A 24531-nucleotide genomic window follows, 5' to 3' on the forward strand; every position below is an offset into this window, starting at 1 on the left:
GGAAAGGGGACATGCGCCGGGGTGGATGCCGGTGACGGATGCCCAGGGCGGAATTCCGGGCCGGATTCCCCGCACCCCTTGCGGAACAGGGGGTGGCATGACGCATACTTTTTGAACTGACCAGTCAGTTCAAGGAGGGGATCGTGGACAGCACCCCGCACGGGGCGGCGGTCACGGCCACGGGATTCGGGGTCAAGGGCCCCCGTGGATGGGCGTTCCGGAACATCGACATCACTGCCGGCCCAGGCTCACTGATCGCCGTACAGGGCCCTTCGGGCTCGGGCCGTACGTGTCTGCTGCTCGCGCTCACCGGCCGGATGAAGTCCGCCGCCGGCACCGCCGAGGTCGGCGGGCTGCCGCTGCCGAAGAAGAGGGCCGCTGTCCGGTCCGTCACCGCACTCGCCCATGTGCCGGGGGTCGCCGAGCTCGATCCCGCCCTCACGGTGGGCGAGCACCTGCGGGAACGCGCCCTGCTGCAGGGCCGGTTCGGCGGTTCGCTTCGGGCGCTGCTGCGGCCGCGGCACGAGCGCCGGGCCGGAGCCCGCGCCCTGGTGGATACCGCCCTCGCGGCCGCCGGACTCGACCCGGAGGCGCTGCCCAAGGGGATCCGTACGTCCGTCCGCGACCTGGAGCGGCTGGAGGCGCTGCGCCTGTCCGTGGCGCTCGCGCTGATCGGCGGACCGCGGCTGCTGGCCGTCGACGACACCGATCTGAAGCTGTCCGGCGACGAACGCGCCGCGGCCTGGGCGTTGCTGCGCGGCCTGGCGGCGGCCGGTACGACCGTGCTGGCGGTGTGCAGCGAGCCGCCGGAGGACGGCGAGGGCGTGGTGCAGGTCCACACGGGCGGCCGCCCGGAGCGGACCACCCCGAAGGACACGTCCGGCGATTCCCCCGCCACCACGGACGCCACGGACGCGACGGCCACCACGGACACCACGAACCCGACAGCCACCGCGGGCGCCGCAGACGAGCAGGACGGCGACGAGGCCGCCAAGGCCACCAAGGCCGGCAAAGACAGCAAGCGCGGCAAGCAGGACGGGCCCGACGACGAGGAGGGGGCGGCCGATGCGCTCGCCGAAGCTGGCCGCGCTTGAGCTGAAGCGGTTCGGGAGGGGGAAGCTGCCGCGCGCCGCGCTGGCCGCACTTCTGCTGCTGCCGCTCCTGTACGGCGCGCTGTACCTGTGGTCCTTCTGGGACCCTTACGGGCGGCTGGACAAGATTCCGGTGGCGCTGGTCAACGAGGACAAGGGTGCGGCCGTCGACGGGAAGCACCTCTCGGCCGGTGACAGCATCGTCGACGGGCTGGCCGGCAGCCACACCTTCGACTGGCGCCCCGTGGACACCAAGGAGGCCGCCCGGGGCGTCGAGGACGGCTCGTACTACCTCTCGCTGACGATCCCGGCCGACTTCAGCCGGCGGATCGCCTCCAGTTCCGGAGGGCACCCGGAGACCGGCGCCCTGAAGGTGCGGACGAACGACGCGAACAACTACATCGTCGGGCAGATCTCCCGGACGGTGTTCTCCGAGGTGCGCTCCGCGGCCTCCACGAAGTCGGCGCGTACCTTCCTCGACAAGATCTTTGTCTCGTTCTCGACGCTGCACGGCAAGACCGAGCAGGCCGCGGACGGCGCCGACCGGCTCAACGACGGTATCGGGCAGGCCCGGCACGGCGCGGGCCAACTGGCCGACGGCCTGGGCACCGCGAAGGACGGCAGCGGCAAGCTGGTCACCGGTCTGGGCGACCTCGACGCGGGCGCGGGGCGGCTCTCCCGGGGCAGCTCCGACCTCGCCCGGGGAGCCGGGAGCGCCGCCCACGGCTCGCGCCAACTCGCCGACGGTTCCGGGCAGGTGGCGCAGGGCACCCAGCAGCTGGCCGACACGGTCAACGGGGTCGTCGGCAAGGTGGGGCCGTTCATCCGGGCGCACGGCAAGGAGATCGGCGAGGCGGCGCAGCTCGTCGCCGACGGTTCGCAGGCAGTCCGTGACCACCTCGGCAAACTCCCCGCCGCGGCGTCCTCCGGGGCGAAGCTCTCCCGGGGGATCTCCGACCATCTGGCCGCCTACTACCGGCTGCGCTGTGAGAGCGCGGTGCGGCTCGACACGTCCTGCACGGAGCTCAAGCAGCTCAAGGAGCAGGCGGCCACCGCGGCGGACAAGGCCGAGGAGGTCAGCGGATACGTCCACGACCAGAAGAACCTCGACCAACTGGGCCGGGACCTGGACACGCTGCACTCCCTGGCGGGCGAGCTGGCGCGGCACGGGCCGACCCTGGGCGCCGGCATGGACGCCGCCGTCAAGAAGATCAACGACCTCAACGACGGGGCGCACCAGGTGTCCGCGGGGGCGCGCAAGCTGGCCGCGGGCAACGCCCGGCTGGCCGCCGGCGCGGACAAGCTCGACAACGGCGCGCACCAGCTGCACGACGGTACCGGCCGTGCCGCGGCCGGTATGGGCGACCTCGACTCCGGTGTGGGCAGGCTCAAGGACGGCGCACACACACTGAACGGCGGCATGTTCAAGCTCTCCGACGGCTCGCAGAAGCTGGCCGGCGGGCTGCACGACGGGGCGAAGCAGATCCCCGACTACGGCAAGAAGGACCGCGACGCACGCACCCAGGTCATGTCCGACCCCGTACAGCTGGCCTCGGACGCCGCCCACAAGGCGCCGAACTACGGCACCGGGTTCGCCCCGTATTTCATCCCGCTGTCCCTGTGGGTCGGCGCGATGGTGGCGTACATGCTGATCCAGCCGCTGAACCGGCGGGCGCTGGCGATGGGCGCGCCCTCCTGGCGGATGGCGGTGTCCGGATGGCTGCCGGTGTTCGGTGTGGGGGCGTTGCAGACCGCCGCTCTGATGGCCGTACTGCACTTCGCGATCGGTCTGGAGATGGTGCGGGCGGCCGGCACGATCGGCTTCCTCGTGCTGGTCACGGCCTGTTTCTCGGCGATTGTGCAGTGGCTGAACGCCCAGTTCGGCCCGGCCGGCCGGATCCTGGTGCTGGCGCTGCTGATGCTCCAGCTGACCTCGGCGGGCGGCACCTACCCCGTGCAGACCAGTCCGGGCTTCTTCGGCGCCATCCACCCGTATCTGCCGATGAGTTACGTCGTGGAGGGGCTGCGCCGGCTGATCACCGGCGGTGACCTCGCGCCCGTGTGGCAGGGCAGCGTGGTGCTGGTGGCGTTCACCGCGGGGGCGCTCGTACTGACGTCCCTGACGGCGCGCGGCCGCCAGGTGGTGCGGATGAAGGACCTGCACCCGGAGTTGAGCCTGTGAGCGCCGGCCCGCCGGCCGCCACCCGCCCGCCGGCCGCTGCCGCCCGGACGGTGCCCGTCACCGCCCGGCCGGCGGCGCCCCCGGAGCCGCACGCCCGGTGGCCGCCTCGCCGCGCCGCGCACCGATCCCCGGGGACCGGCACAATCGCCCCCATGGACAGCTCCAATACACGCCGCGACGCCACCCGGCGCAAGCTCTTCGAGGCCGCGGTCACGCTCATCGCCGAACAGGGCTTCTCGTCCACCACGGTGGACGAGATCGCCGAGCGGGCGGGCGTCGCGAAGGGCACGGTCTACTACAACTTCGCCAGCAAGAACGTGCTCTTCGAAGAGCTGCTGCGGCACGGCATCGAAATGCTGGCGACCTCCCTGCAGGCGGCCGCCGAGGAGGTCACCGCCCGTGGCGGCAGCCGGATCGACGCTCTGGACGCGATGATCCGGGCCGGGCTGGACTTCATCTCCCGCTACCCCGCGCTCACCCAGCTCTACGTGGCCGAGCTGTGGCGCACCAACCGGGCCTGGCAGTCGACACTGATGGTGGTGCGCGAGCGGGCCATCACCGTGGTGGAGGACGTACTGCGCGAGGCGGTGGCGGGCGGGGAGCTGAGCGAGGAGATCGACATCCCGCTGACCGCGTCGGCGCTGTTCGGGATGGTGCTGGTGACCGCCCTGGACTGGCAGTCCTACCAGCCGGACCGGTCGATCGACGAGGTGCACGCGGCGCTGTCGCGACTGCTCCAGGGGCGGGTCAGCGGCCACTCTTCGTAGCCCGGGCGGGCCTCCCGGGGGAGGCAGCGCGTGCGCGCCGTAGTGGTCAGGTACGACGCGCGCCGCCTTCCCCCGGGAACCGCACAAAAGAGTGCGCTGCCCTGGCGCGGATCGTTCCCCCTCGATCCGACCAGGACAGCGCTTCCCCCGTACTCCCCCGTGCTTCCCCCGTGTTCCCCCGTCACGTCCGGGAGCCGCGCCGCTCCGCCGCCCCGTGTCGGCGGTGCGGCGCCGCTTCCCTTCCGTGGTCCCCACTCTTCCTTCCGGGCGGGTGCCGGCCCATCCGTGTACCTACTCATCTCGGCGTCTGAGTACGGATACTCAACCCTGAGCACCGGCCCCCAGCCGAAGCCTGTGTTCCTGAGCACCGGCCCCCGGCCGGGGCCTACGCTTTCCCGCGTGTCCGTACTTCCCTTGGTGTTCACCAGTGGCTGGGCGAGCGGGATCAACGCCTACGCCGTCGTCCTGCTCTTCGGCCTGCTCGGCGCGACCGGCGTCACCGATGAGGTGCCCGCGGCGCTGCAGCGCCCCGATGTGCTGATCGTGGCCGGGGTGCTGTTCCTGTGCGAGGCCGTCGCCGACAAGATCCCGTACGTCGACTCGGTCTGGGACTCGGTGCACACGGTGATCCGGCCGGTGGCCGGCGCCGTCGTGGCGGCGCTGCTGGCCGGCCACAACGGCTCGCTGCCCGAGCTGGCGGCGGGCGCGGTGGGCGGTTCCACGGCGCTGCTGAGCCATCTGGTCAAGGCGGGTACCCGGATCGCGGTCAACACCTCGCCGGAGCCGGCCAGCAACATCGTGCTGAGCCTCGCCGAGGATCTGGGCGTCGCCGGGATCATCGCCTTCGCGGTGGTCCATCCGGTGGCCGCGGCGGTCATCGCGGCGACGCTGCTGGCCGCGGGGATCGCGCTGGTGGTGTTCCTGTGGTCGCGGATCCGCCGGTTCCTGCGGCGCCGTCGCCAGCGGCGCGAGGAGAAGCGGCTCGCCACGGCAGGCGAGGCGCTGCCACCGGCGGTCTGACGGCGTGCCGCCCCGGCGGCGCTGCCGCTGTCGCTGCCAGGGCGGTTCTCCGGCCTGGCAGCGGCGTTGTCAGTGGGTCCGGATAAAGTCGCAGGCATGGCACGGATTGCGGTGATCGGCGCCGGGATGGGCGCGATGGCAGCCGCTGCCCGGCTGGCCGTCGCGGGCCACCGGGTGGCGGTGTTCGAGCGCGGCGCGACCCATGGCGGCGCGCTGCAACGGCGGGAGCGGGACGGCTTCGCCTTCGATACGGGCCCCGGCCTGCTGCATCTGCCGGCCGTCTACCGCGATCTGTTCCTCAAGACCGGCCGCGAGCCGCTGGAGAGCTGCGTCGAGCTGTCCCAGGTCGACCCCGCCGGCCGGCACGTCTTCGCCGACGGCACGGCCGTCTCGCTGCCGAACGCCTCGCGGGCCGGGGTGCTGGCGGCCCTCGACGAGGCGCTGGGCGCCGGCCTCGGTGAACGCTGGAGCGACCTGATGGGCCGCGCCCGCGAGGCCTGGGACGCCACCCGCCGGCCGCTCCTGGAGGAGCCGTTGTGGCAGGACTGGCGGGTGCTGGGGCGCGATCCGTATCCGGCGGTGCGCAAGCGCGGGCTGTTCGGCCGGGGCAAGGGCCCCACCACCGCCACCCTCGCCGAGGTGGCCCGCCGCGAGCTGGCCGACCCCCGGCTGACCGCGCTGCTGGAGAGCCATGCGCTGGCGTACGGCTTCGACCCGCGCAGCGCCCCGGCGAGCGCCGTCGTGCTGCCGTACATGGAGCAGACCTTCGGCAGTTGGTATCCACGCGGCGGTATGCGGGCGCTGGCCGATGCGCTGTACGAGCGGTGCCTGGCGCGCAAGGTGGAGTTCAGCTTCGGCACGGCGGTGACCGCGGTCGTGGAGAAGGACGGCCGGGCGGCCGGCATCGAGCTGGCCGACGGCCGGGTGGACGAGGCCGAGTTCGTGGTCGCGGGCATCGATCCGGTGCGGCTGGTGGAGCTCTGCGGGGGAAGAGAGCCGTGGGGTGCCGACGAGGTGCGGCCCGACCTGGGCCCGGGCGACCGGGCCACCGCCCGGCTCACCGTCTGTCTGGCACTGCGCGGCGCGCGCCCCTCGGATGCCGTGCACCGCACGGTGGTCCATGCCCCGGACCGCGAGGCCGAGTTGGCGGGCGTGTTCGGCGACGGCTCCGGGCCGCGGACCCCGTGCGCCCGGCCCACGGTGACGGTGCTGCGCCCTGACGACCCGGCGACCCGCCCTGACGAGGCCCATGAGGCGGTGACCCTGACCGCGACAGTGGCCCCGCCCGGCCCGGTCGACCGGCCGGGCGGGGAGGGCGCGGCGGCCTGCGCGGAGCGGATGACCGAGGTCGCCGAGGCCGCGGTTCCCGGGTTGCGGGAGCGGGTGCTGTGGCGGGAGGTGCTGCCGCCGGCGCCGGACGGACTGGTGCCGGGACCGTCGCTGGCCGGACAGGAAGGCCGCTTTCTGCGGCCCGGCAACCGCACCCGGATACCGGGGCTCTACACGGTCGGCGGATGGTCACATCCGGGCGGCGGACCGGCACATGCCGGGATGTCCGGCGCGATCGTCGCGGGCCTGATCGTGAACGGCGACGACTGGCACGGCTCCAGCTGAGCGGCGGGGCCGGGCTGTCCCGGCGGCCGCTGTCCCGGCGGGCGTCGTCCCGGCGGGCGCTGCCCGGGCTGCCGGGGCCGTCGTGGTGGGGTGCGGTGCGCGGCGCCACCGGCCACGCGTCCGTCCGCTCGGCAGCAGTGCTGCTCAGTAGCGGCGCTGCTCAGTAGCGGTACTGCTGCCCGTCGTACCCCGGCTGCTGGTAGGGCGGGTAGGGCTGCTGCTCGGGCGGGAGTTCGCTGTCGCGCTGCTGGGGGACCCAGACGCCACCGGGCGGGGTCTCGCCGTACCCCTGGCCGAGCGGCTGCCCCTGGGCGTCGTACTGCTGCGCCGCGTAGGGAGACGAGGCGTAGGGGTCCGCCTGCTGGTAGGGGTCGTAGGACGCGGCGTACTGCTGCCCGCCGAGGTACGGGTCGGTGTAGGGCGCCTGCTGGCCCTGGCCGTCGCCGTAGGCCGCATAGGGGTCGGCATAGGGATCCTGGCCGGCTCCGGTCTGGTCGTAACCGCCGCCGTACGCATAGCCATTGCCGTTGCTGTTGCCATTGCCGGCAGCAGCGTCGTAGACGTCGTAGCCGCCGTAGCCCTGGTAACCGGGCTGCTGACCACGGGCATCGGGGCTGTAGACGCCGTACTGGCCGGTCTCGTCGGGCATCGGCTGGGGGGCGTAGACGGCGGTGGTGTCGGCCCGCGCGAAGTCGTCCTGGACGGCGAACGCCTGGGTGGCGTAGGCGCCTTGATCCTGCTGCTGCCCCTGGTACGGGTCCTGACCGCGGTAGTCGTCGCCGGGGGTGTAGCCGTAGAAGCCCTGCCCGACCACGGTCTCCTGCGCGGCGAAAGCCTCCTGCCCCGCAATGAACGTGTCCTGCGCGGCGAAAGCCTCCTGCCCCGCAACGAAGGTGTCCTGCGCGGCGAAACCGTCCTGCCCCGCAGGGCTACCGGGCCCGCCGTAGGAGCCCTGCCCGGCAAAGGTGTCCTGCCCGGCGTAGGGGTCCACCCGCTGGAATCCGCCGGTGCTCTCGAAGGTGTCCGGGCCCCCGTCGCCGGCCCGGCCGGGGGCCTCGGTGGGCGCCACCGCCTCCAGGCCGGAGACCTCCAGGGTCGGTTCGGCGGGGGGCGGTCCGGACGGGCGGGCCCGGCGGCGCCGGCCGGTGTCGCCGGACGCCCCGGGCATACCGCGCAGGGCCCAGCCGGTGGTGAAGCCGCGACGGAACGAGAGGGTCACATTCGTCTGCCCGATGGCGAAGGCGACAAGTCCCAGCCCGATCACGAGTATTGACGGGATGATGACGCCGACGACCACACCGAGAAAACCCGCGAAGGCCAGCAGCCGCCAGCGCAGTCGCGCCTTGTTCTGGAGCAGGACCTCACCCAACAGCCACAGGGCTACCAGGCCGAACGCGATGTAGAGGACCGCCCAGCCCATATACGCCCCTCTTCCGCCGCTCGCCGGCCACCGTGATCAGGACTGCTGGTGCAGTCCCAGATTCTCGTAGATTTCCAGGGTCGCCGTGGAGTGGTTCAGGGTAATGAAGTGCAACCCGGGAACATCCTCGGCCATCAAGCGTGCGCACAGGTCCGTTGCGTACTCGATACCAATGGAGCGTACCGCCGCCGGGTCGTCCTTGACGGCGAGGATGCGCTCGGCCAGCTCGGGCGGGAAGGCCGCGTTGCTGAGCTGAGCGAACCGCTCGATCTGGCGCACGTTCGTGACCGGCATGATCTCCGGAATGATCGGCGTCGAGCAACCCGCCGCCGCAACGCGGTCCCGCAGCCGGAAGTAGTCATCGGGGTAGAAGAACATCTGGGTGATGGCGAAGTCCGCCCCGGCGCGGCACTTGTCGACGAAGTGCGCCACGTCCGTGTCCCAGTCCGACGAACGCGGATGCATCTCGGGGAAGGCCGCGACGCCGACGCAGAAGTCGCCGGACTCCTTGATGAGCCGGACCAGGTCGGCGGCGTAGCCGATGCCCTCGGGGTGCTTGACCCACTCGCCCATCGGGTCGCCGGGCGGGTCCCCGCGCAGCGCGAGCATGTTGCGGATTCCGGCGTCGGCGTACTGGCCGATGATGTGGCGCAGGTCGGCCGTGGAGTGGTTGACCGCGGTCAGATGGGCGACCGGGGTCAGGGTGGTGTCGGTGGCGATGCGCTCGGTGGCGCGCACCGTGCCGTCACGGGAGGTGCCGCCGGCGCCGTACGTCACGGAGACGAACGTCGGCGAGACGGCCTCGATGCGGCGAATGGCGTTCCACAGGGTCCGCTCGCCCTTCTCCGTCTTGGGGGCGGCGAACTCGAACGAATACGACTGCTTACCGGAAGAAAGCAGGTCGCGCACCGTGCGTGCGCGATCAGTCCTGGTGGAAGCTGTACCTAGGGCCATACCGGCAGGTTAACCACCGGCCGGGCCCACACCAACCGCGTCGGGCGTAATGCCTGGTTGGCCGGGTTGATGTCCACTGGGTGGACATTTTCCCGTCGCCCGGACGTCAGGAGACCGCCCGGCTCCCGGCACCGCACACAGTGACGCAGGTCACCCGGCCTCGCGGGCCGGACTCGGCGGGGCGGAGGTGTCCGAGGCGTCCTGGGCGTCCCAGGTCCGGATGCGCCGGGCCAGTGCGGCGGCCGCCGCTCCCGGATCGTCCGCCTCCGTGAGGGCGCGGACCACCACGATCCGGCGGGCGCCCGCCTGCAGCACCTCGTCGAGATTTCCGGCGTCGATCCCGCCGATCGCGAACCAGGGGCGCTCGGGGGCGCGGGCCGCGGCGTAACGCACCAGGTCGAGGCCGGGGGCGTGGCGGCCGGGCTTGGTGGGGGTGGGCCAGCACGGGCCCGTGCAGAAGTAGTCCACACCCGGTTCGGTGAGTGCGGCGTCCACCTCGGCCTCGGCGTGGGTGGAGCGGCCTATGAGGGCGTCCGGGCCCAGCAGGGCGCGGGCGGCCGGGACCGGCAGATCGCCCTGCCCGAGATGCAGGACATCGCTGCCCGCCGCGTGGGCGACGTCCGCGCGGTCGTTGACCGCGAGCAGCTTGCCGTGCCGCCGGCAGGCGTCCGCGAAGACCTCCAGATGCCGCAGCTCCTCGCCGGCCTCCATGCCCTTGTCCCGCAGCTGGACGATGTCCACACCGGAGGCGAGCACCGCGTCCAGGAACTGCGGGAGATCGCCCTGGCGCCGGCGGGCGTCCGTGCAGAGGTAGAGCCTGGCATCGGACAGAGCCGGGCGTGCGGTGGTCATCGGGCGGTTCCCCCAAGGTCGGGGGCGTACGGGCCGGGCCTTCCGGTCCGTACGCCCCACGGATGCGGTTACGGATGCTGATGCGGCTGCCGGAGTGCGGGCCGCGTCATGGCGTCAGACGGCGAGCGCCTGGGCCCGGCGCTTCACCTCCGTGCCGCGATTCTCGCGCAGCGCCTGGGCGGGCGTGCCGGGCAGGGTCTCATCCGGGGTGAACAGCCACTCCAGCATCTCCTGGTCGGTGAAACCGTCGTCCTTGAGGAGGGTGAGGGTGCCGACGAGGCCCTTGACCACCTTGTCGTCCTTGATGAAATCGGCGGGCACGTGCAGCGCCCGGTTCTCGCCGCGGCGCACCGCGATCAGCTGGCCCTCCTTGACCAGCTGCCGGACCCGCGTCACCTCGACGCCGAGCTGTTCGGCGATGTCGGGGAGGGTGAGCCAGGCGGGGACGAGTCCATCGATGTTTGCGTCAATCTCGGTCACAGGACAAGCCTGCCACCTCCCACTGACAGCCGGTAGCCGGGCATCGCCATCGGAGGCCCGCTGCACACCGGAGGGTGACGGCCGGCGCCCGGCCGGCCACCGGCGGTCACCGCGCGCCCGGTACCCCTCCGCTCCGCACCCCGCTCCCGGCTCCCCGCTACAGCGCCGCGGACTTCAACGGCACCGACGCATTCGCGGCCCGCTCCCGGTCCATGGCCACGCCCCGCTCGATCAGCTTGCGCCCCTGGGCGAGGTCCCGCGGCCGCCCCACGGCCAGCAGCGCAACGAGCCTTCCGTCCCGTAGCCAGATCACCGACCAGGCGGCCCCGGCCGGGTCACCGCGCCAGACCAGCTCGTCGGCGTCCCCGTGGTGGCCCACGTACTGCACGAACCGGCCGAACTGCTCCGACCAGAAGTACGGGACGGGGTCGTAGGCCACGCCCTCCGCCTCACCGCGGGCGATGTTCTCGGCGACCGTACGCGGACCCTGGAGGGCGTTGTCCCAGTGATGGATCAGCAGACGGGCCCCGTAGCGGGCCGACGGGAAGGAGGCGCAGTCGCCGACCGCGTAGACATCGGGCACCGAGGTGCGCAGCTGCTCGTCGGCCAGTACGGAGCCGTCCCGCGGCGAGAGCTCGACGCCCGATCCGGCCAGCCAGCCGGTCGCGGGGCGGGCGCCGATCCCGATGACCACCGCGTCGGCAGGCAGCACCGTGCCGTCGTCGAGGGTGACCGCGCCCGCCGTGACGGAGGCGACCCGGGCGCCGGTGCGCAGTTCCGCGCCCGCGTCCGCGTACCAGCCGGCCATATGGACGGCGACCTCGGCGGGCAGCGCACCGGCCAGCGGGCGGTCGGCGGCCTCGACGACGGTGACCGCGCAGCCCGCCTCGCGCGCCGCGGTCGCGAACTCGGCACCGATCCAGCCGGCTCCGACGACCACGATCTCGTGCTGGGCGGCGAGCACCGGCCGCAGCCGCTCGGCGTCATCCAGGGTGCGCAGCAGATGGACGCCGGGCAGTCCCTCGCTGCCGGGCAGCACGACCGGGGCGGCGCCGGTCGCCAGGACCGCGTAGTCGTAGGGGACCGGGCCCTCGGCCGTCTCGATCACATGGGCGTCCGGCACCAGGGCGGTGACCGGGCGGCTGAGGTGGAGGGTGATGCCGAGCGCGGCGAAGTCGACGTCGAAGGTGGAGCCCTCGGCCTTGCCCAGGAGGACCGCCTTGGACAGCGGCGGACGGTCGTAGGGCTGGTGGGGCTCGTCGCCGAGGAGCGTGATCGCGCCGGGCCAGCCCTGTTCCCGCAGGGCGACGGCGGTCTGCACACCCGCGATTCCGGCGCCGGCGATCACGACGTACGGCGTGCGGTCAGGGGCCTGGGAGGACTTGCTCTGCTCGCTCACCCGATCACTCTAGGACGGGGTGTGAGGCGGCTCGCAGCAGCGCGCAAGGAGATCTCTGACACAGCGTCACCGTCCGGGTCACCGTCCGAGCGGCCCGGGACGCAGGCCCCGGGAGGCCGGGGGCGCTGCCTTACGGTGCCTCCGCGCCCCGTATTAGGGTGACGGCTACACGCACTCGCGGGAGCCCGGACGCACCGGGCTGAGAGGGAGGCTGACCGGCCTCCGACCGTACGAACCTGATCCGGGTCATGCCGGCGAAGGGAGGGGCTGGACGCCCATGCACGCAACAACCGCCACACGATCACAACCCACCCCGCAGAGCCCTGATGTGCTGGTCATCGGCGGCGGCATCATCGGCCTGGTCACCGCCTGGCGGGCGGCCGTCCGCGGGCTGAGCACCGCGGTGGCCGACCCCGCGCCCGGCCGCGGCGCCGCCCGGGTCGCGGCCGGGATGCTGGCGGCGGTCACCGAGCTCCACTACGGCGAGCAGACCCTGCTGGGCCTCAACCTCGCCTCCGCCCGTCGCTACCCCCGGTTCGTCGAAGAGCTGGAGGAGGCCGCGGGCCAGGCCGTCGGCTACCGGCGGTGCGGCACCCTGGCCGTCGCGCTGGACGCCGACGACCGCGCCCATCTGCGCGAACTGCATGCCCTGCAGATCCGCTCGGGACTGGAGTCACAGTGGCTCACGGGGCGCGAGTGCCGGCGCCTGGAGCCGATGCTGGCCCCCGGGGTGCGCGGCGGTCTGCGGGTGGACGGCGACCATCAGGTCGATCCGCGCCGGCTGGCGAGCGCGCTGCTGACCGCCTGCGAGCGCTCAGGGGTGGTCTTCCACCGGAGCGCGGCCGTGCGGCTGACGGTCGACGGCGGCCGTGCCACCGGCGCGGAACTCGCCGACGGGACCCGGGTGCCGGCCGGTCAGGTCGTACTGGCCGCGGGCAGCCACAGCGGCCGGCTCGCCGGCCTGCCCGACGAGGTGCTGCCCCGGGTGCGGCCGGTCAAGGGCCAGGTACTGCGGCTGCGGCTGCCTCAGATGCCGGCCGGCAGTCCCGCCTTCCTCTCCCGCACCGTACGGGCGGTCGTCCGCGGCGGCCCGCTCTACCTGGTCCCGCGCGAGAACGGCGAACTGGTCGTCGGCGCCACCAGCGAGGAGCTGGGCTGGGACACCACCGTGACCGCGGGCGGGGTCTACGAGCTGCTGCGCGACGCCCACGAACTGGTCCCCGGCATCACCGAGCTCCCGCTCGTCGAGACCTGCGCCGGCCTGCGCCCCGGCTCCCCCGACAACGCCCCGATGCTCGGGCCGACCGCACTGCCCGGCCTCCACCTCGCCACCGGCCACTTCCGCAACGGGGTGCTGCTCACCCCCGTCACCGGTGACGCGATGGCCGAGGTACTGACCACCGGCCTCCTCCCCGAAGAGGCCCGCCCCTTCTCCCCCGCGCGCTTCTCCCCCACGCCTGAACGGCACGGGGGCACGGATGCGCCGGGACCCGAGCGCACCCGTGCCCCACAGGAGCAGCCCGTATGAACGCCGCCCCATCCGCCCCCACCGTCTCGGTGTCCGTCAACGGGGAGACCCGCGAGATCCCCGGCGATCTCACCCTCGACCGGCTCGTCGCGACGCTGTCCCAGGCACCCGCCGGGGTGGCCGCGGCGGTCAATGAGACCGTGGTGCCCCGTACCCGGTGGCCCGCCACTCCGCTCGCCGACGGCGACCGCGTCGAGGTGCTCACCGCGGTCCAGGGAGGCTGATCCGCAGACATGACCGACACCGCAGCGCGCCGGGAAACGGCCCCCGCCGCCTCCGCCGGCGACTTCACCGACGGCGGTGCCCCCCTCACCCTCGCCGGCACCACCTTCGCGTCCCGCCTGATCATGGGGACCGGCGGCGCACCCAGCCTCGACGTCCTGGAGCGGGCACTGCTCGCCTCCGGCACGGAGCTGACCACGGTCGCCATGCGGCGGCTGGATCCGACCGTGCAGGGCTCGGTGCTGTCCGTACTGGAGCGGCACAAGATCAAGGTGCTGCCGAACACCGCGGGCTGCTTCACCGCGGGCGAAGCCGTGCTCACCGCCCGGCTCGCCCGCGAAGCGCTCGGCACGGACTGGGTCAAGCTGGAGGTGGTCGCCGACGAGCGCACCCTGCTGCCCGACCCGATCGAGCTGCTGGACGCCGCCGAGACCCTGGTCGACGACGGTTTCACCGTGCTGCCCTACACCAACGACGATCCGGTCCTGGCCCGCAAGCTGGAGGACGTGGGCTGCGCCGCGATCATGCCGCTGGGCTCGCCGATCGGCTCCGGCCTGGGCATCCGCAACCCGCACAACTTCCAGCTGATCACCGAGCGGGCCGGCGTCCCCGTCATCCTCGACGCGGGCGCAGGCACGGCCTCGGACGTCTCCCTGGCCATGGAGCTGGGCTGCGCGGCGGTGATGCTGGCGTCCGCGGTGACCCGCGCCCAGGAACCGGAGCTGATGGCATCCGCCATGCGCCACGCGGTGACGGCGGGCCGCCTGGCGTATTGCGCGGGGCGCATCCCACGGCGCCACTTCGCGTTGGCGTCGTCTCCGACCGACGGGATGCTTGACCTTGAGCGGCCGGCGTTCTGAGTTTTCGGCCGGTCCGCTGCGCTTTGCCTCGCCCCTGTTTTTGGCTTTCCCGCCGTGGGGGTTGCTCTCCGTTGCGCCGGCGGCGGGCGGGGTCCGCTGCGCGGGGCTGTGGGTGCGGTGACTGACCTCCGGGGCCTGGTGTGTGGACTGCTTCGCTTTACGTCCACACACCAGGCCCCTCCGGCCCGTCCCCTCCCGTGGGGGGAGATGGTGAAGGTGGGTGGGGGCGGGCGTCGATCACAGACATTTCCCCGTGCCGCAGCCCATTCCCCGCGCCAGGTGGCTCCCCTGTGCCCAGGGCCATTCCCCCACGTCTGCGACGCGCACCTGACCACCCAGGTCCACCCCCACCAGCCTTTTCCCACCCACCCAACGGGAGGGGACGGGCCGGAGCGGGTGGGTGTCCGGACGTAAAGCGAAGCAGTCCGGACACCCGCCCGCGCAGGCCCGTCACCGCACCCCGACAGCCCCGCGCAGCGGACCCCGCCCCGCGCAGCGGCACCGCCCGCCGCCAGGCGCAACGAAGGGAAAGCCGAAAACGGGGCGAGGCAAAGCGCAGCGGACCCGCACCGCGCAGCGGGCGACAAACGGCGCGCAACCCCCACGGCGGGAAAGCCAAAAACGTGGGCCAAAGGCAAAGCGCAGCGAACCGGCCGGGAGGCCGAAATCGTGGGAGGCGGCCCATAGGCCATAGACTCTTCTGCCGTGGATACCACCCTTCAGGACCCGCTCGTGGGCCAGCTGCTCGACGGCCGTTATCGCGTCCAGGCGCGCATCGCCGCAGGCGGTATGGCCACGGTCTACCAGGCCATGGACACCCGGCTCGACCGCGTGCTCGCGCTGAAGGTGATGCACCCGGGGCTCGCCACGGACGGGGCGTTCGTCGAGCGCTTCATCCGTGAGGCGAAGTCGGTCGCGCGGCTGTCGCACCCGAATGTGGTGGGCGTCTTCGACCAGGGCACGGACGGTACGTACGTGTATCTGGCCATGGAGTACGTCGCCGGCTGCACGCTGCGCGACGTGCTGCGCGAGCGGGGCGCCCTGCAGCCGCGGGCCGCGCTGGACATCCTGGAGCCGATCCTGGCCGCTCTGGGGGCCGCGCACCGCGCCGGGCTGGTGCACCGGGACATGAAGCCGGAGAACGTCCTGATCGGCGACGACGGCCGGGTCAAGGTCGCCGACTTCGGTCTGGTGCGGGCGGTGGACACCAACACCACCGCCTCGACCGGGTCCGTCCTGGGCACCGTCTCCTACCTCGCTCCCGAGCAGCTGGAGCACGGCACCGCGGACGCCCGGGTCGATGTCTACGCCTGCGGTGTGGTGCTCTACGAGATGCTGACCGGCGGCAAGCCGCACACCGGCGGCACCGTGGCGCAGATCCTCTACCAGCATCTGCACGAGGACGTGCTGCCTCCGTCCGGGCTGGTGCCCGGTCTCGCACCGCAGCTGGACGAGCTGGTCGCGCTGGCCTGTGCCCGCGAACCGCAGCTGCGTCCGCAGGACGCGGTCGCGCTGCTGTCCCGGGCGCAGGAGGCCCGGGCGCAGCTGACCGACGCCCAGCTGGACATCGTGCCGCCGGAGGCCAGGGACCTGGCCGCGGGGGCTCCGGGCGACGGCTTCGAGCGTACGGACGTGATACCCCGCACCGATGGCATACAGCCGCCGCTGCCGGGGACCGGCGAGGCGGAGCTGAACCGCACCAGCCGGCTGGAGGTGCCGACGGCCTCGGAGCAGACCACCCGGCTGCGCCCGGTGCCCGCCGAGGAGGCGCCCCGCCGCGGGCTCCGGCGCCGGCGGCTCATCACCGTCATTGCGGCCGTTCTGCTGGCCCTCGGGATCGGTACGGGCGTCTGGTACATCAACTTCGGCCAGTTCACCACCGTCCCCGCGGTGCTGGACATGACGCAGGCCAAGGCCGAGAAGACCCTGCGGGACGACGGCCTGGGCGTGAAGGTGGTGCGCGGCTTCAGCTCGAACGTGGAGCGCGGCCACGTCATGGAGACGGCCCCGGCGAACGGCAAGCAGATCCGTGGCACCGGCACGGTCACCGTCACCATCTCCCGCGGACCGGAGATCGTCGACGTCCCCGACCTGTCCGGCACCCCGCTCGCCGACGCCAAGCGCAAGCTGCGCGACCGCGGGCTGGTCCCGGGCGCCGTCACCCGGGAGTTCAGCGACGAGGTGGCCAAGGGTTCGGTGATCCGTACGGACCCGGGCGCCGGGACCAAGCGGCGGCCCGATACCGGGGTGGGGCTGACGGTCAGCCGCGGCACCGCGGTCGATGTGCCCGGCGTCCTCGGGAGCGAGCGCGCGGACGCGGCGAACACGCTGCGCGAGGCCGGTTTCCGGGTGCGTTTCGCCGACGAGCCGGTCTACTCCACCCAGGACAAGGGCACCGTCGCCCGGCAGACCCCGGCCGAGGGCAGGAAGCTCGGCAAGGGCGAGACGGTCACCCTCACGCTCTCCAGGGGCCCGGAGATGATCGCCGTCCCGAACGTCACCGGCAAGAACGTCGATGACGCCAAGAAGCAGCTGACGGATCTGGGCTTCCAGGTCGAGGTGAAGAAGCCGTTGCTGTTCCCGCAGGACACGGTCGACAGCCAATCCGTCGACCCCGGCAAGAAGGCGCCGAAGGGCGGCACGATCACCATCGAGCTCAAGGGCGCCCTGTAGGACCCGCCGTCCGTGCCCCACGGCTGCCGTCCGGCGGGCGTGGGGCACCTGGCACCCTGGGAGGGTGAGTACCTCCCCCGAGGGCGCCGCGCAGCGCGCCCGTGCACGTAACCCGGTCGGCGGCCATGTGCCGGTGGCCGGCGGCCTGGCCAAGACCGGCCTTCCCTACGCCCGGGAGATGGGCGACGAGGTCGTCCAGGTCTTTGTGGCCAATCCGCGCGGCTGGGCGACGCTACCCGGCAGCCCCGGACAGGACGAGGCGTTCGGGGCGGCCTGCGACCGGGAGGGGATCCCGGTGTATGTCCATGCGCCGTATCTGATCAACTTCGGTTCGCACACCGAGGCGACCGTCGACAAGTCCGTGGCCTCGCTGCGCCACTCGCTGCGCCGCGGCCGGGAGATCGGCGCGCTGGGCGTGGTCGTACACACCGGTTCGGCGACCGGCGGACGGCCGCGCGATACGGCGTTGGCGCAGGTCAGAGAGCGGATGCGGCCGTTGCTCGATGAGCTGACGCACCCGGACGACCCGTGGCTGCTGCTGGAGCCGACGGCCGGGCAGGGGGCGTCGCTGTGCGCGCTGGCCGAAGATCTCGGTCCGTACTTCGATGCGCTGGACCGGCATCCCAGGCTGGGGATCTGCCTCGACACCTGTCATGCGTTCGCGGCCGGGCACGACATGGCGGCGCCGGGCGGCACGAAGGCGCTGCTGGACGAGCTGGTGGAGGTCGCGGGCGAGGGCCGGCTGAAGCTGATCCACGCCAATGACTCCAAGGATGTGGCCGGCGCCCACAAGGACAGGCACGAGAACATCGGCGCAGGTCACATCGGTGCGGAGCCGTTCGGCGAGCTGTTCCGGCACCCGGCGACGGAGGGGGTGCCGCTGGTGGTCGAGACCCCGGGCGGCAAGGAGGGGCATGCGGCGGACGTGGCCCGGCTCAAGGAGCTGCGCGGGTCCTGAGCGCCGTCCGGCACGCCGGGATCAGAGCTCGGGGCCGTCCCCGGGCTCTTCCTGGTACGAGTAGCGCTGCTCCCGCCAGGGGTCGCCCAGGTTGTGGTAGCCGCGTTCCTCCCAGAAGCCGCGGCGGTCGGCCCGCATGTACTCGATGCCGCGGACCCACTTGGGGCCCTTCCAGGCGTACAGATGCGGAACGATCAGGCGGACCGGGAAGCCGTGCTCCGCGGTCAGGAGTTCACCCGAGCGGTGCGTGGCGAAGAGGCATTTCTCCGCGGCGAAATCCTCGATCGGCACATTCGAACTGAAGCCGTACTCGGCCCACACCATGACATGGGTGACGTCGGGGGCCGGCGGTGCGAGTTCGAGGATCGTCCGGGTGCGCACTCCGCCCCATTCGGCTCCCAGCATGCTGAATTTCGTTACGCAGTGCATATCGGCAACGACGGTGGTGTACGGCAGCGCCGTGAATTCCTCGTGCGACCAGCAGTGTTTGGCGCCGTCGGCGGTGGCGCCGAAAGCCCGGAACTCCCAGCGTTCGGCGCGGAACTTCGGCACCGGGCCGTAATGCGTCACCGGCCAGCCCCGCTGCAACCGCTGTCCCGGAGGCAGCTGAGGATGCTCCTCTTCGCGGCTTTCCGGCTGACCCATGCCCTCCATGGTGTCAGACCGCAAGGGGTGCCGATGACCAGGCAGAGAGGGATTCGGGCAACTCGCACTAAGCGTGCACTTACTGGACGCCCTGCTCCGGGCGGTGCGAGGATGCGGCACCTGCCCAGTTCTCGCGTGGAAGGAGCCCGCAGCCATGCAGGGCGACCCCGAGGTCATCGAATTCCTCAATGAGCAGCTGACCGCCGAGCTCACCGCGATCAACCAGTACTTCCTGCACGCCAAGATGCAGGAGAACTTCGGCTGGACGAAGCTCGCGAAGTACACCCGCTCAGAGTCCTTCGACGAGATGAAGCATGCAGAGATCCTGACGGACCGGATTCTCTTCCTCGAAGCTCTGCCGAATTACCAGCGGCTGTTCCACGTACGGGTGGGCCAGACCGTCACGGAGATGTTCCAGGCCGACCGGCAGATCGAGGTCGAGGCCATCGACCGCCTCAAGCGCGGTATCGAGCTCATGCGCAACAAGGGCGACATCACCTCGGCGAATATCTTCGAGGACATCCTCGCGGACGAGGAGCACCACATCGACTATCTCGACACCCAGCTGGAGCTGGTGGAGAAGCTCGGAGAGGCGCTCTACATCGCCCAGGTCATCGAGCAGCCGAGCTGAGCGAGCGGCCGGATGCCCACCCTCCGCCCGGCCCCGAGCGGCCGCGGGAGACCCCCGTCGACCCTGAGGGCTACGCGGCCTCCGAAAGCGCCGCGGGCTCCACGGCGTCCGCCTCCGCGCCCAGCGGTTCGGGCGCGCCACTGTCGATGAGCTCCCGGCGGGGGCAGGAGCCCCGGCCGAGCAGGGACTGGATCCGGCGGACACAGCCTCCGCAGTCGGTGCCGGCCTTGCAGGCGGAGGCGATCTGCCGGGGCGTGCAGGCGCCCGTGTCCGCGTGCTCGCGGACCTGCTGCTCGGTGATCCCGAAGCAGGAGCAGACGTACACGCGGCTTCACCTTCCGTGGAGTCACCTCATCCATCCGGCTGATCTTGGGTGAGGTAACCCTTACCTTACCTGCCCCGGCGGGGGCTGCACAACGCAGTGGGGCGCGGATCACAGGATCCGCGCCCCACTTTCGTTGTGCCCCTGCCCGTCAGCGCAGGTCAGCGGCCGACCGGCTCACTGGTCGCGGTACATCTCCGCCACCAGGAAGGCCAGGTCGAGCGACTGGCTGCGGTTGAGCCGCGGGTCGCAGGCGGTCTCGTAGCGCTGGTGGAGGTCGTCGACGAAGATCTCGTCGCCGCCGCCCACGCACTCGGTGACGTCGTCACCGGTCAGCTCGACGTGGATACCGCCCGGGTGCGTGCCGAGGCTCTTGTGGACCTCGAAGAAGCCCTTGACCTCGTCCAGCACATCGTCGAAGCGCCGGGTCTTGTGACCGGAGGCCGCCTCGAAGGTGTTGCCGTGCATCGGGTCGCAGATCCAGGCGACCTGCGCGCCGGAGGCGGTGACCTTCTCGACCAGCTCGGGGAGCTTGTCGCGGACCTTGTCCGCTCCCATGCGGGTGATGAAGGTCAGCCGGCCCGGCTCCCGCTCCGGGTCGAGCCGCTCGATGAGCGTCAGCGCGTCCTCGGGGGTGGTCGTCGGGCCGAGCTTGACGCCGAGGGGGTTGCGGATGCGCGAGGCGAACTCGATGTGCGCACCGTCCAGCTGACGGGTGCGCTCGCCGATCCAGACCATGTGGCCGGAGACGTCGTAGAGGTTGCCGGTGCGCGAGTCGACGCGGGTCAGCGACGACTCGTAGTCCAGGACCAGCGCCTCGTGGGAGGCGTAGAACTCGACGGTGCGGAACTCCTCCGGGTCCACCCCGCAGGCGTTCATGAAGTTCATCGCGCGGTCGATCTCGCGGGCCAGCGCCTCGTAGCGCTGTCCGGAGGGCGAGGACTTCACGAAGTCCTGGTTCCAGGCGTGCACCTGCCGCAGGTCGGCGTAGCCGCCCGTGGTGAAGGCGCGCACGAGGTTCAGGGTCGCGGCGGAGGCGTGGTACATCCGCTTGAGCCGCTCGGGGTCCGGGATCCGGGCCGCCTCGGTGAACTCGAAGCCGTTGACGGAGTCGCCGCGGTAGGTCGGCAGCGTCACCCCGTCGCGGGTCTCGGTGGGCTTGGAGCGCGGCTTGCTGTACTGGCCGGCGATCCGGCCGACCTTGACCACCGGGACGGACCCGGCGTAGGTCAGGACGGCACCCATCTGGAGGAGTGTCTTCAGCTTGTTGCGGATGTGCTCGGCGGATACGCCGTCGAAGGCCTCCGCGCAGTCGCCGCCCTGAAGCAGGAACGCCTCACCACGGGCGACCGCTCCCAGGCGCTCGCGCAGCTGGTCGCACTCGCCCGCGAAGACGAGCGGCGGATAGGACTCGAGCTCCGCGATCACATCGCGCAGAGCCTTTTGGTCCGGCCAGTCAGGCTGCTGCGCCGCGGGCAGGTCTCGCCAGGTGTGGCCACCGGCGTGGGTTTCAGCGTTCACGGTCACACTGCCCACATTACGGGGTCCCGCGAGGGTGTCCGTCCCGGTATCCGGACTGTGAGACGCACTGCACCCGGATGGTCCGGTAGGGTTCCCCCCATGTGCACGCGACCGGCGCTCAACAGCAACTGGTGGTGGACCGCTCATCCGGCGGCCCACTGATTCGCGCGCACACCACACACTTCGCGAAGGCCGCCCGAGGGGCGGCCTTCAGCCTTTTGCGGCGGCCGTTCCTCCTCTCCTGGAAGGAACCCCGTCATGCACCGCGAGCCTCCCGCCGCCCGCCCGGACGCCGCCGCACTCGTCCGGCGGCTGCTCGACCCCGCCTGCCCGCCGTTCGCCCTGCTGCACCGCCGCACGCCCGGGCGGGAGGCGGCCTCCCCCACTCTCGGCTTCGCTCGAGCGGGAGGTGCCCCCATCGTCGAGGTGCTGATCGGTGAGGTCGAGGAGGTCGGGCGGCTGGCCGACATCCCGCTGGGCGAGGGGGTGCCCCACGCGCCGGTGACCGATGCGCTCGCGCTGATCCCGTTCCGGCAGATCCGCGAGCGCGGCTTCCGGGCCCATGACGACGGCACGCCGCTGGCCGTGCTGCGCCCCCGCGAGAGCGCCGAGCTGCCGCTCGACGAGGTGCTGGCGGCGCTGCCCGTGCAGGAGGTACGGGTGAGGGACGGGGCGTTCGACGTGGACGACGACGCCTACGCCGAGATCGTCGGGCGGGTGGTACGGGACGAGATCGGCACCGGCGAGGGCGCGAACTTCGTCATCCGCAGGACCTTCGAGGGCACGATCGAGGACTTCTCGGCGGCCGGGGCGCTGGCGCTGTTCCGGCGGCTGCTGGCCGGTGAGCGCGGCGCGTACTGGACGTATGTGGTGCACCGCCCCGGGGTGCGCACCCTGGTCGGCGCCAGCCCCGAGGTGCACGTCCGGATGACCGGCGGGCCCGGCGAGCACGGGCTCGGGTCCGGGGACGGCGGGCGGGCGGCCGGGACGGTCGTGATGAACCCGATCAGCGGCACCTACCGCTACCCGGAGGGCGGCCCCACCGCCGAGAGCCTGCTGGCGTTCCTCGACGACCGCAAGGAGGCCGAGGAGCTGTCCATGGTGGTGGACGAGGAACTGAAGATGATGTGCACCGTCGGCGACAAGGGCGGGGTGGTGATCGGGCCCCGGCTCAAGGAGATGGCACACCTCGCGCACACCGAGTACGAGCTGCGCGGCCGGTCCACCCTCGATGTGCGCGAGGTGCTCAAGGAGACGATGTTCGCGGCGACGGTCACCGGGTCGCCGGTGCAGAACGCCTGCCGGGTGATCGAACGGTACGAGCCGGCGGACGCCGACGGGCGGGGCCGGGGCTACTACGCGGGGGCGCTGGCGCTGATCGGCCGGGACGCGGGCGGCGCGCAGACGCTGGACTCGCCGATCCTGATCCGCACCGCCGACATCTCCGCGGACGGCCGGCTGCGGGTGCCGGTCGGCGCCACCCTCGTCCGCGCCTCCGACCCGCGCAGCGAGGTCGCCGAGACACACGCCAAGGCCGCGGGGGTGCTGAGCGCGCTGGGGGTACGGCCGGCGCCCGCCCGGGCGGCGGCCGGGGACCGGAGCAAGCGGCTGGCCGACGACCCCCGGGTGCAGGCCGCGCTGGATGCCCGCCGCACCGGCCTCGCGCCCTTCTGGCTGCGGATGCAGACCACCGCACCGGTCGCCGAGCTGAGCGGGCATGCGCTGGTCATCGACGCGGAGGACACTTTCACCGCGATGCTGGCGCACCTGCTGCGCACCTCGGGGCTGGACGTCACGGTGCGCCGCTTCGACGAGCCGGGGCTGCGCGAGGCCGCCCGCGCGCACCGGGGCCCGATCGTGCTGGGCCCGGGGCCGGGCGACCCGTCGGACGCCGCCGACCCCAAGATGCGCTTTCTGCGGTCGCTCACCGCCGAGCTGCTCGCCGGGCACCGCGACGGTCTTCTGGGGGTCTGCCTGGGGCATGAACTGCTCGCCGTCGAGCTGGGGTTGGAGCTGGTCCGCAAGGAGGTGCCCTGTCAGGGCGCGCAGGAGCGGATCGACTTCTTCGGCCGCCCGGAGACCGTCGGCTTCTACAACACCTTCACGGCCCGCTGCGACGACACCACGGCGGCCGAACTCGCCATGCACCGGGTGGAGTTGAGCCGGGACGCGGCCAGCGGTGAGGTGCATGCGCTGCGCGGCCCGGGCTTTGCCGGTGTGCAGTTCCACCCGGAGTCGGTGCTGACCTTGGACGGCGCCTCGGTCACCGCGCAGCTGCTGGCAGCTGTCCTCGTGTGACCAGCATGTTCTCGTTGGTGCGGTGGGCCAGGTGGTCCTCGACGTTGGCTACGGTGGCCGCGACGATCTGGCCGACCGCGTCCTCGGTGAAGTACGCCTGGTGCGAGGTGACCAGCACGTTCCCGAAGGTCATCAGGCGGGCCAGGGTGTCGTCGTCGATGATGTCCAGGGACTTGTCGAAGAAGAAGAATTTGGCCTCCTCCTCGTAGACGTCCAGGCCGACACCGGTGAGCCGGCCGGCCTTGAGCGTGTCGACCAGGGCCTCGGTGTCGATGAGCCCGCCGCGGCTGGAGTTGACCAGGATCGCGTCGTCCTTCATCGCGGCCAGCGCGGCGGCGTCGACGATCCGCCGGGTCCCGTCCACCAGCGGGAGGTGGAGCGTGATCAGATCCGCCTCGGCCAGCAGCCGCTCCCGGGGGACGTACTCCATGCCCAGCTCCACGCAGCGCGGGTTCTCGGCGAGGTCCCAGCCCAGCAGGTTCATCCCGAAGCCGTGGGCGATCCGGGTGAACGCCTCGCCGATCTTGCCGGTGCCGAGCACCCCCGCCGTCCGCCCGCGCAGATCGCGGCCCATCAGGCCGTCCAGCCGGAAGTCGAAGTTACGGGTGCGGTTGGTGGCCCGGACGATCCGCCGGTTGATGGCCAGCGCCAGGGTCCAGGCGAATTCGGCGACCGCGTAGGGGGAGTAGAAGGAGACCCGGCCGATGCTCATCCCGAGGTCGGCGGCGGCCTCCAGATCGATGTTGTTGAAGCCCGTGGAGCGCTGGGCGATCAGCTTCGTCCCGCCGGCCGCGAGGGCCTGCAGGACGTCCGCACCCAGATCGGCGTTGACGCTGGAGCTGACGATCTCGTAGCCGCGGGCGATGGGCGCGGTGTCGCGGTTGAGGAAGACATCCAGGCTGCGGACCTGGTGGCGGCCGGCGAAGGCCTTCTCCAGGTACGGCCGCTCATCGGCCTGCACCCCGAAGGCGACGATCTCCACGAGCTCTCCCGGTGCTCCCGCCGGTGGTGCGCCCCCGCCCAGGGGCGAGGGGCCGGATATACCGCTGGTACCGAATGCGGCACATGCCGCGAATACCGCGAATATACGGCCC

General features: G+C 72.2%; 21 protein-coding genes and 1 riboswitch. Of the genes, 12 read left to right on the plus strand and 9 right to left on the minus strand.

Features of this window, described 5'->3' with window-relative positions; translation table 11 throughout:
• Positions 1 to 143: 143 nt before the first annotated feature.
• The 5 genes from ABR737_RS13500 to ABR737_RS13520 all read left to right on the plus strand — a co-directional run bounded on the left by ABR737_RS13500 (position 144) and on the right by ABR737_RS13520 (position 6674).
• Positions 144 to 1094: an ATP-binding cassette domain-containing protein gene (locus tag ABR737_RS13500; RefSeq protein ID WP_350250422.1), complete on the plus strand. Its 951-nt coding sequence runs from the start codon at positions 144 to 146 to the stop codon at positions 1092 to 1094.
• Positions 1066 to 3273, plus strand: coding sequence for a YhgE/Pip family protein (locus ABR737_RS13505; RefSeq protein ID WP_350250423.1), 2208 nt, complete (start codon positions 1066 to 1068; stop codon positions 3271 to 3273). Before ABR737_RS13500 ends, ABR737_RS13505 begins: the two co-directional genes overlap by 29 nt.
• A gap of 152 nt (positions 3274 to 3425) precedes the next feature.
• Positions 3426 to 4040: a TetR/AcrR family transcriptional regulator gene (locus tag ABR737_RS13510; RefSeq protein ID WP_350250424.1), complete on the plus strand. Its 615-nt coding sequence runs from the start codon at positions 3426 to 3428 to the stop codon at positions 4038 to 4040.
• Between the two features lie 399 nt (positions 4041 to 4439).
• On the plus strand, positions 4440 to 5060 hold the full coding sequence (locus tag ABR737_RS13515; protein ID WP_350250425.1) for a DUF4126 domain-containing protein: 621 nt from the start codon (positions 4440 to 4442) through the stop codon (positions 5058 to 5060).
• A gap of 96 nt (positions 5061 to 5156) precedes the next feature.
• Positions 5157 to 6674, plus strand: a complete 1518-nt coding sequence (locus tag ABR737_RS13520) for a phytoene desaturase family protein (protein ID WP_350250426.1) — start codon at positions 5157 to 5159, stop codon at positions 6672 to 6674.
• A 160-nt stretch (positions 6675 to 6834) separates the two neighbouring features.
• On the opposite strand, the gene ABR737_RS13525 is transcribed toward ABR737_RS13520, so the two are convergent.
• From ABR737_RS13525 to ABR737_RS13545, 5 genes are all read right to left on the minus strand, one after another.
• Positions 6835 to 8094, minus strand: coding sequence for a hypothetical protein (locus ABR737_RS13525; protein WP_350250427.1), 1260 nt, complete (start codon positions 8092 to 8094; stop codon positions 6835 to 6837).
• 36 nt (positions 8095 to 8130) lie between these two features.
• The gene (gene metF / locus ABR737_RS13530) at positions 8131 to 9048 is read right to left on the minus strand and encodes a methylenetetrahydrofolate reductase [NAD(P)H] (RefSeq protein ID WP_350250428.1); all 918 of its coding nucleotides are present in this window, start codon (positions 9046 to 9048) and stop codon (positions 8131 to 8133) included.
• Positions 9049 to 9198: 150 nt separating this feature from the next.
• Positions 9199 to 9900 carry a thiamine phosphate synthase gene (gene thiE, locus ABR737_RS13535; RefSeq protein ID WP_350250429.1) on the minus strand — a complete coding sequence of 234 codons (702 nt, stop codon included), beginning with the start codon at positions 9898 to 9900 and terminating at the stop codon, positions 9199 to 9201.
• Between the two features lie 114 nt (positions 9901 to 10014).
• Entirely contained in the window at positions 10015 to 10380 is a 366-nt protein-coding gene (locus tag ABR737_RS13540) for an Rv2175c family DNA-binding protein (RefSeq protein WP_350250430.1), read from the minus strand.
• Between the two features lie 157 nt (positions 10381 to 10537).
• Positions 10538 to 11779: an NAD(P)/FAD-dependent oxidoreductase gene (locus tag ABR737_RS13545; protein WP_350250431.1), complete on the minus strand. Its 1242-nt coding sequence runs from the start codon at positions 11777 to 11779 to the stop codon at positions 10538 to 10540.
• A gap of 167 nt (positions 11780 to 11946) precedes the next feature.
• Positions 11947 to 12059: riboswitch (TPP riboswitch) on the plus strand.
• On the opposite strand from ABR737_RS13545, the gene thiO reads away from it, so the two are divergent.
• The 5 genes from thiO (at position 12057) to ABR737_RS13570 (ending at position 18020) form a co-directional block, all read left to right on the plus strand.
• Positions 12057 to 13307, plus strand: a complete 1251-nt coding sequence (gene thiO, locus ABR737_RS13550) for a glycine oxidase ThiO (protein ID WP_350250432.1) — start codon at positions 12057 to 12059, stop codon at positions 13305 to 13307. It overlaps the preceding riboswitch by 3 nt.
• A complete protein-coding gene (gene thiS / locus ABR737_RS13555; RefSeq protein WP_350250433.1) occupies positions 13304 to 13531 on the plus strand; it encodes a sulfur carrier protein ThiS in 228 nt (75 codons plus the stop codon). Before thiO ends, thiS begins: the two co-directional genes overlap by 4 nt.
• 9 nt (positions 13532 to 13540) lie before the next feature.
• Positions 13541 to 14389: a thiazole synthase gene (locus ABR737_RS13560; RefSeq protein WP_350250434.1), complete on the plus strand. Its 849-nt coding sequence runs from the start codon at positions 13541 to 13543 to the stop codon at positions 14387 to 14389.
• Positions 14390 to 15094: 705 nt separating this feature from the next.
• Positions 15095 to 17062, plus strand: coding sequence for a Stk1 family PASTA domain-containing Ser/Thr kinase (pknB, locus tag ABR737_RS13565; protein WP_350250435.1), 1968 nt, complete (start codon positions 15095 to 15097; stop codon positions 17060 to 17062).
• 64 nt (positions 17063 to 17126) lie between these two features.
• Entirely contained in the window at positions 17127 to 18020 is an 894-nt protein-coding gene (locus ABR737_RS13570; RefSeq protein WP_350250436.1) for a deoxyribonuclease IV, read from the plus strand.
• Positions 18021 to 18041: 21 nt separating this feature from the next.
• Here the strand turns inward: ABR737_RS13570 and ABR737_RS13575 are convergent, their stop codons facing one another.
• Complete coding sequence (locus ABR737_RS13575; protein WP_350250437.1) at positions 18042 to 18674, minus strand: sulfite oxidase-like oxidoreductase; 633 nt, start codon at positions 18672 to 18674, stop codon at positions 18042 to 18044.
• A 145-nt stretch (positions 18675 to 18819) separates the two neighbouring features.
• Here ABR737_RS13575 and bfr point away from each other — a divergent pair, with 145 nt between their 5' ends.
• Complete coding sequence (bfr, locus tag ABR737_RS13580; protein WP_311626815.1) at positions 18820 to 19296, plus strand: bacterioferritin; 477 nt, start codon at positions 18820 to 18822, stop codon at positions 19294 to 19296.
• A 70-nt stretch (positions 19297 to 19366) separates the two neighbouring features.
• Here bfr and ABR737_RS13585 read toward each other — a convergent pair whose 3' ends face one another.
• Together ABR737_RS13585 and ABR737_RS13590 are read right to left on the minus strand one after the other, a co-directional pair.
• Positions 19367 to 19621, minus strand: coding sequence for a (2Fe-2S)-binding protein (locus ABR737_RS13585; protein WP_350250438.1), 255 nt, complete (start codon positions 19619 to 19621; stop codon positions 19367 to 19369).
• Positions 19622 to 19795: 174 nt separating this feature from the next.
• Entirely contained in the window at positions 19796 to 21145 is a 1350-nt protein-coding gene (locus tag ABR737_RS13590; RefSeq protein ID WP_350250439.1) for a class II 3-deoxy-7-phosphoheptulonate synthase, read from the minus strand.
• Between the two features lie 252 nt (positions 21146 to 21397).
• Here ABR737_RS13590 and ABR737_RS13595 point away from each other — a divergent pair, with 252 nt between their 5' ends.
• Positions 21398 to 23437 carry an anthranilate synthase family protein gene (locus ABR737_RS13595; RefSeq protein ID WP_350250440.1) on the plus strand — a complete coding sequence of 680 codons (2040 nt, stop codon included), beginning with the start codon at positions 21398 to 21400 and terminating at the stop codon, positions 23435 to 23437.
• Here ABR737_RS13595 and ABR737_RS13600 read toward each other — a convergent pair.
• Positions 23403 to 24419 (minus strand): 2-hydroxyacid dehydrogenase, encoded by a 1017-nt coding sequence (locus ABR737_RS13600; protein ID WP_350250441.1) that lies wholly within the window; start codon positions 24417 to 24419, stop codon positions 23403 to 23405. The genes ABR737_RS13595 and ABR737_RS13600 overlap by 35 nt on opposite strands.
• Positions 24420 to 24531: the final 112 nt, after the last annotated feature.

The organism is Streptomyces sp. Edi2 (genome assembly GCF_040253635.1).
Taxonomy (GTDB): domain Bacteria; phylum Actinomycetota; class Actinomycetes; order Streptomycetales; family Streptomycetaceae; genus Streptomyces.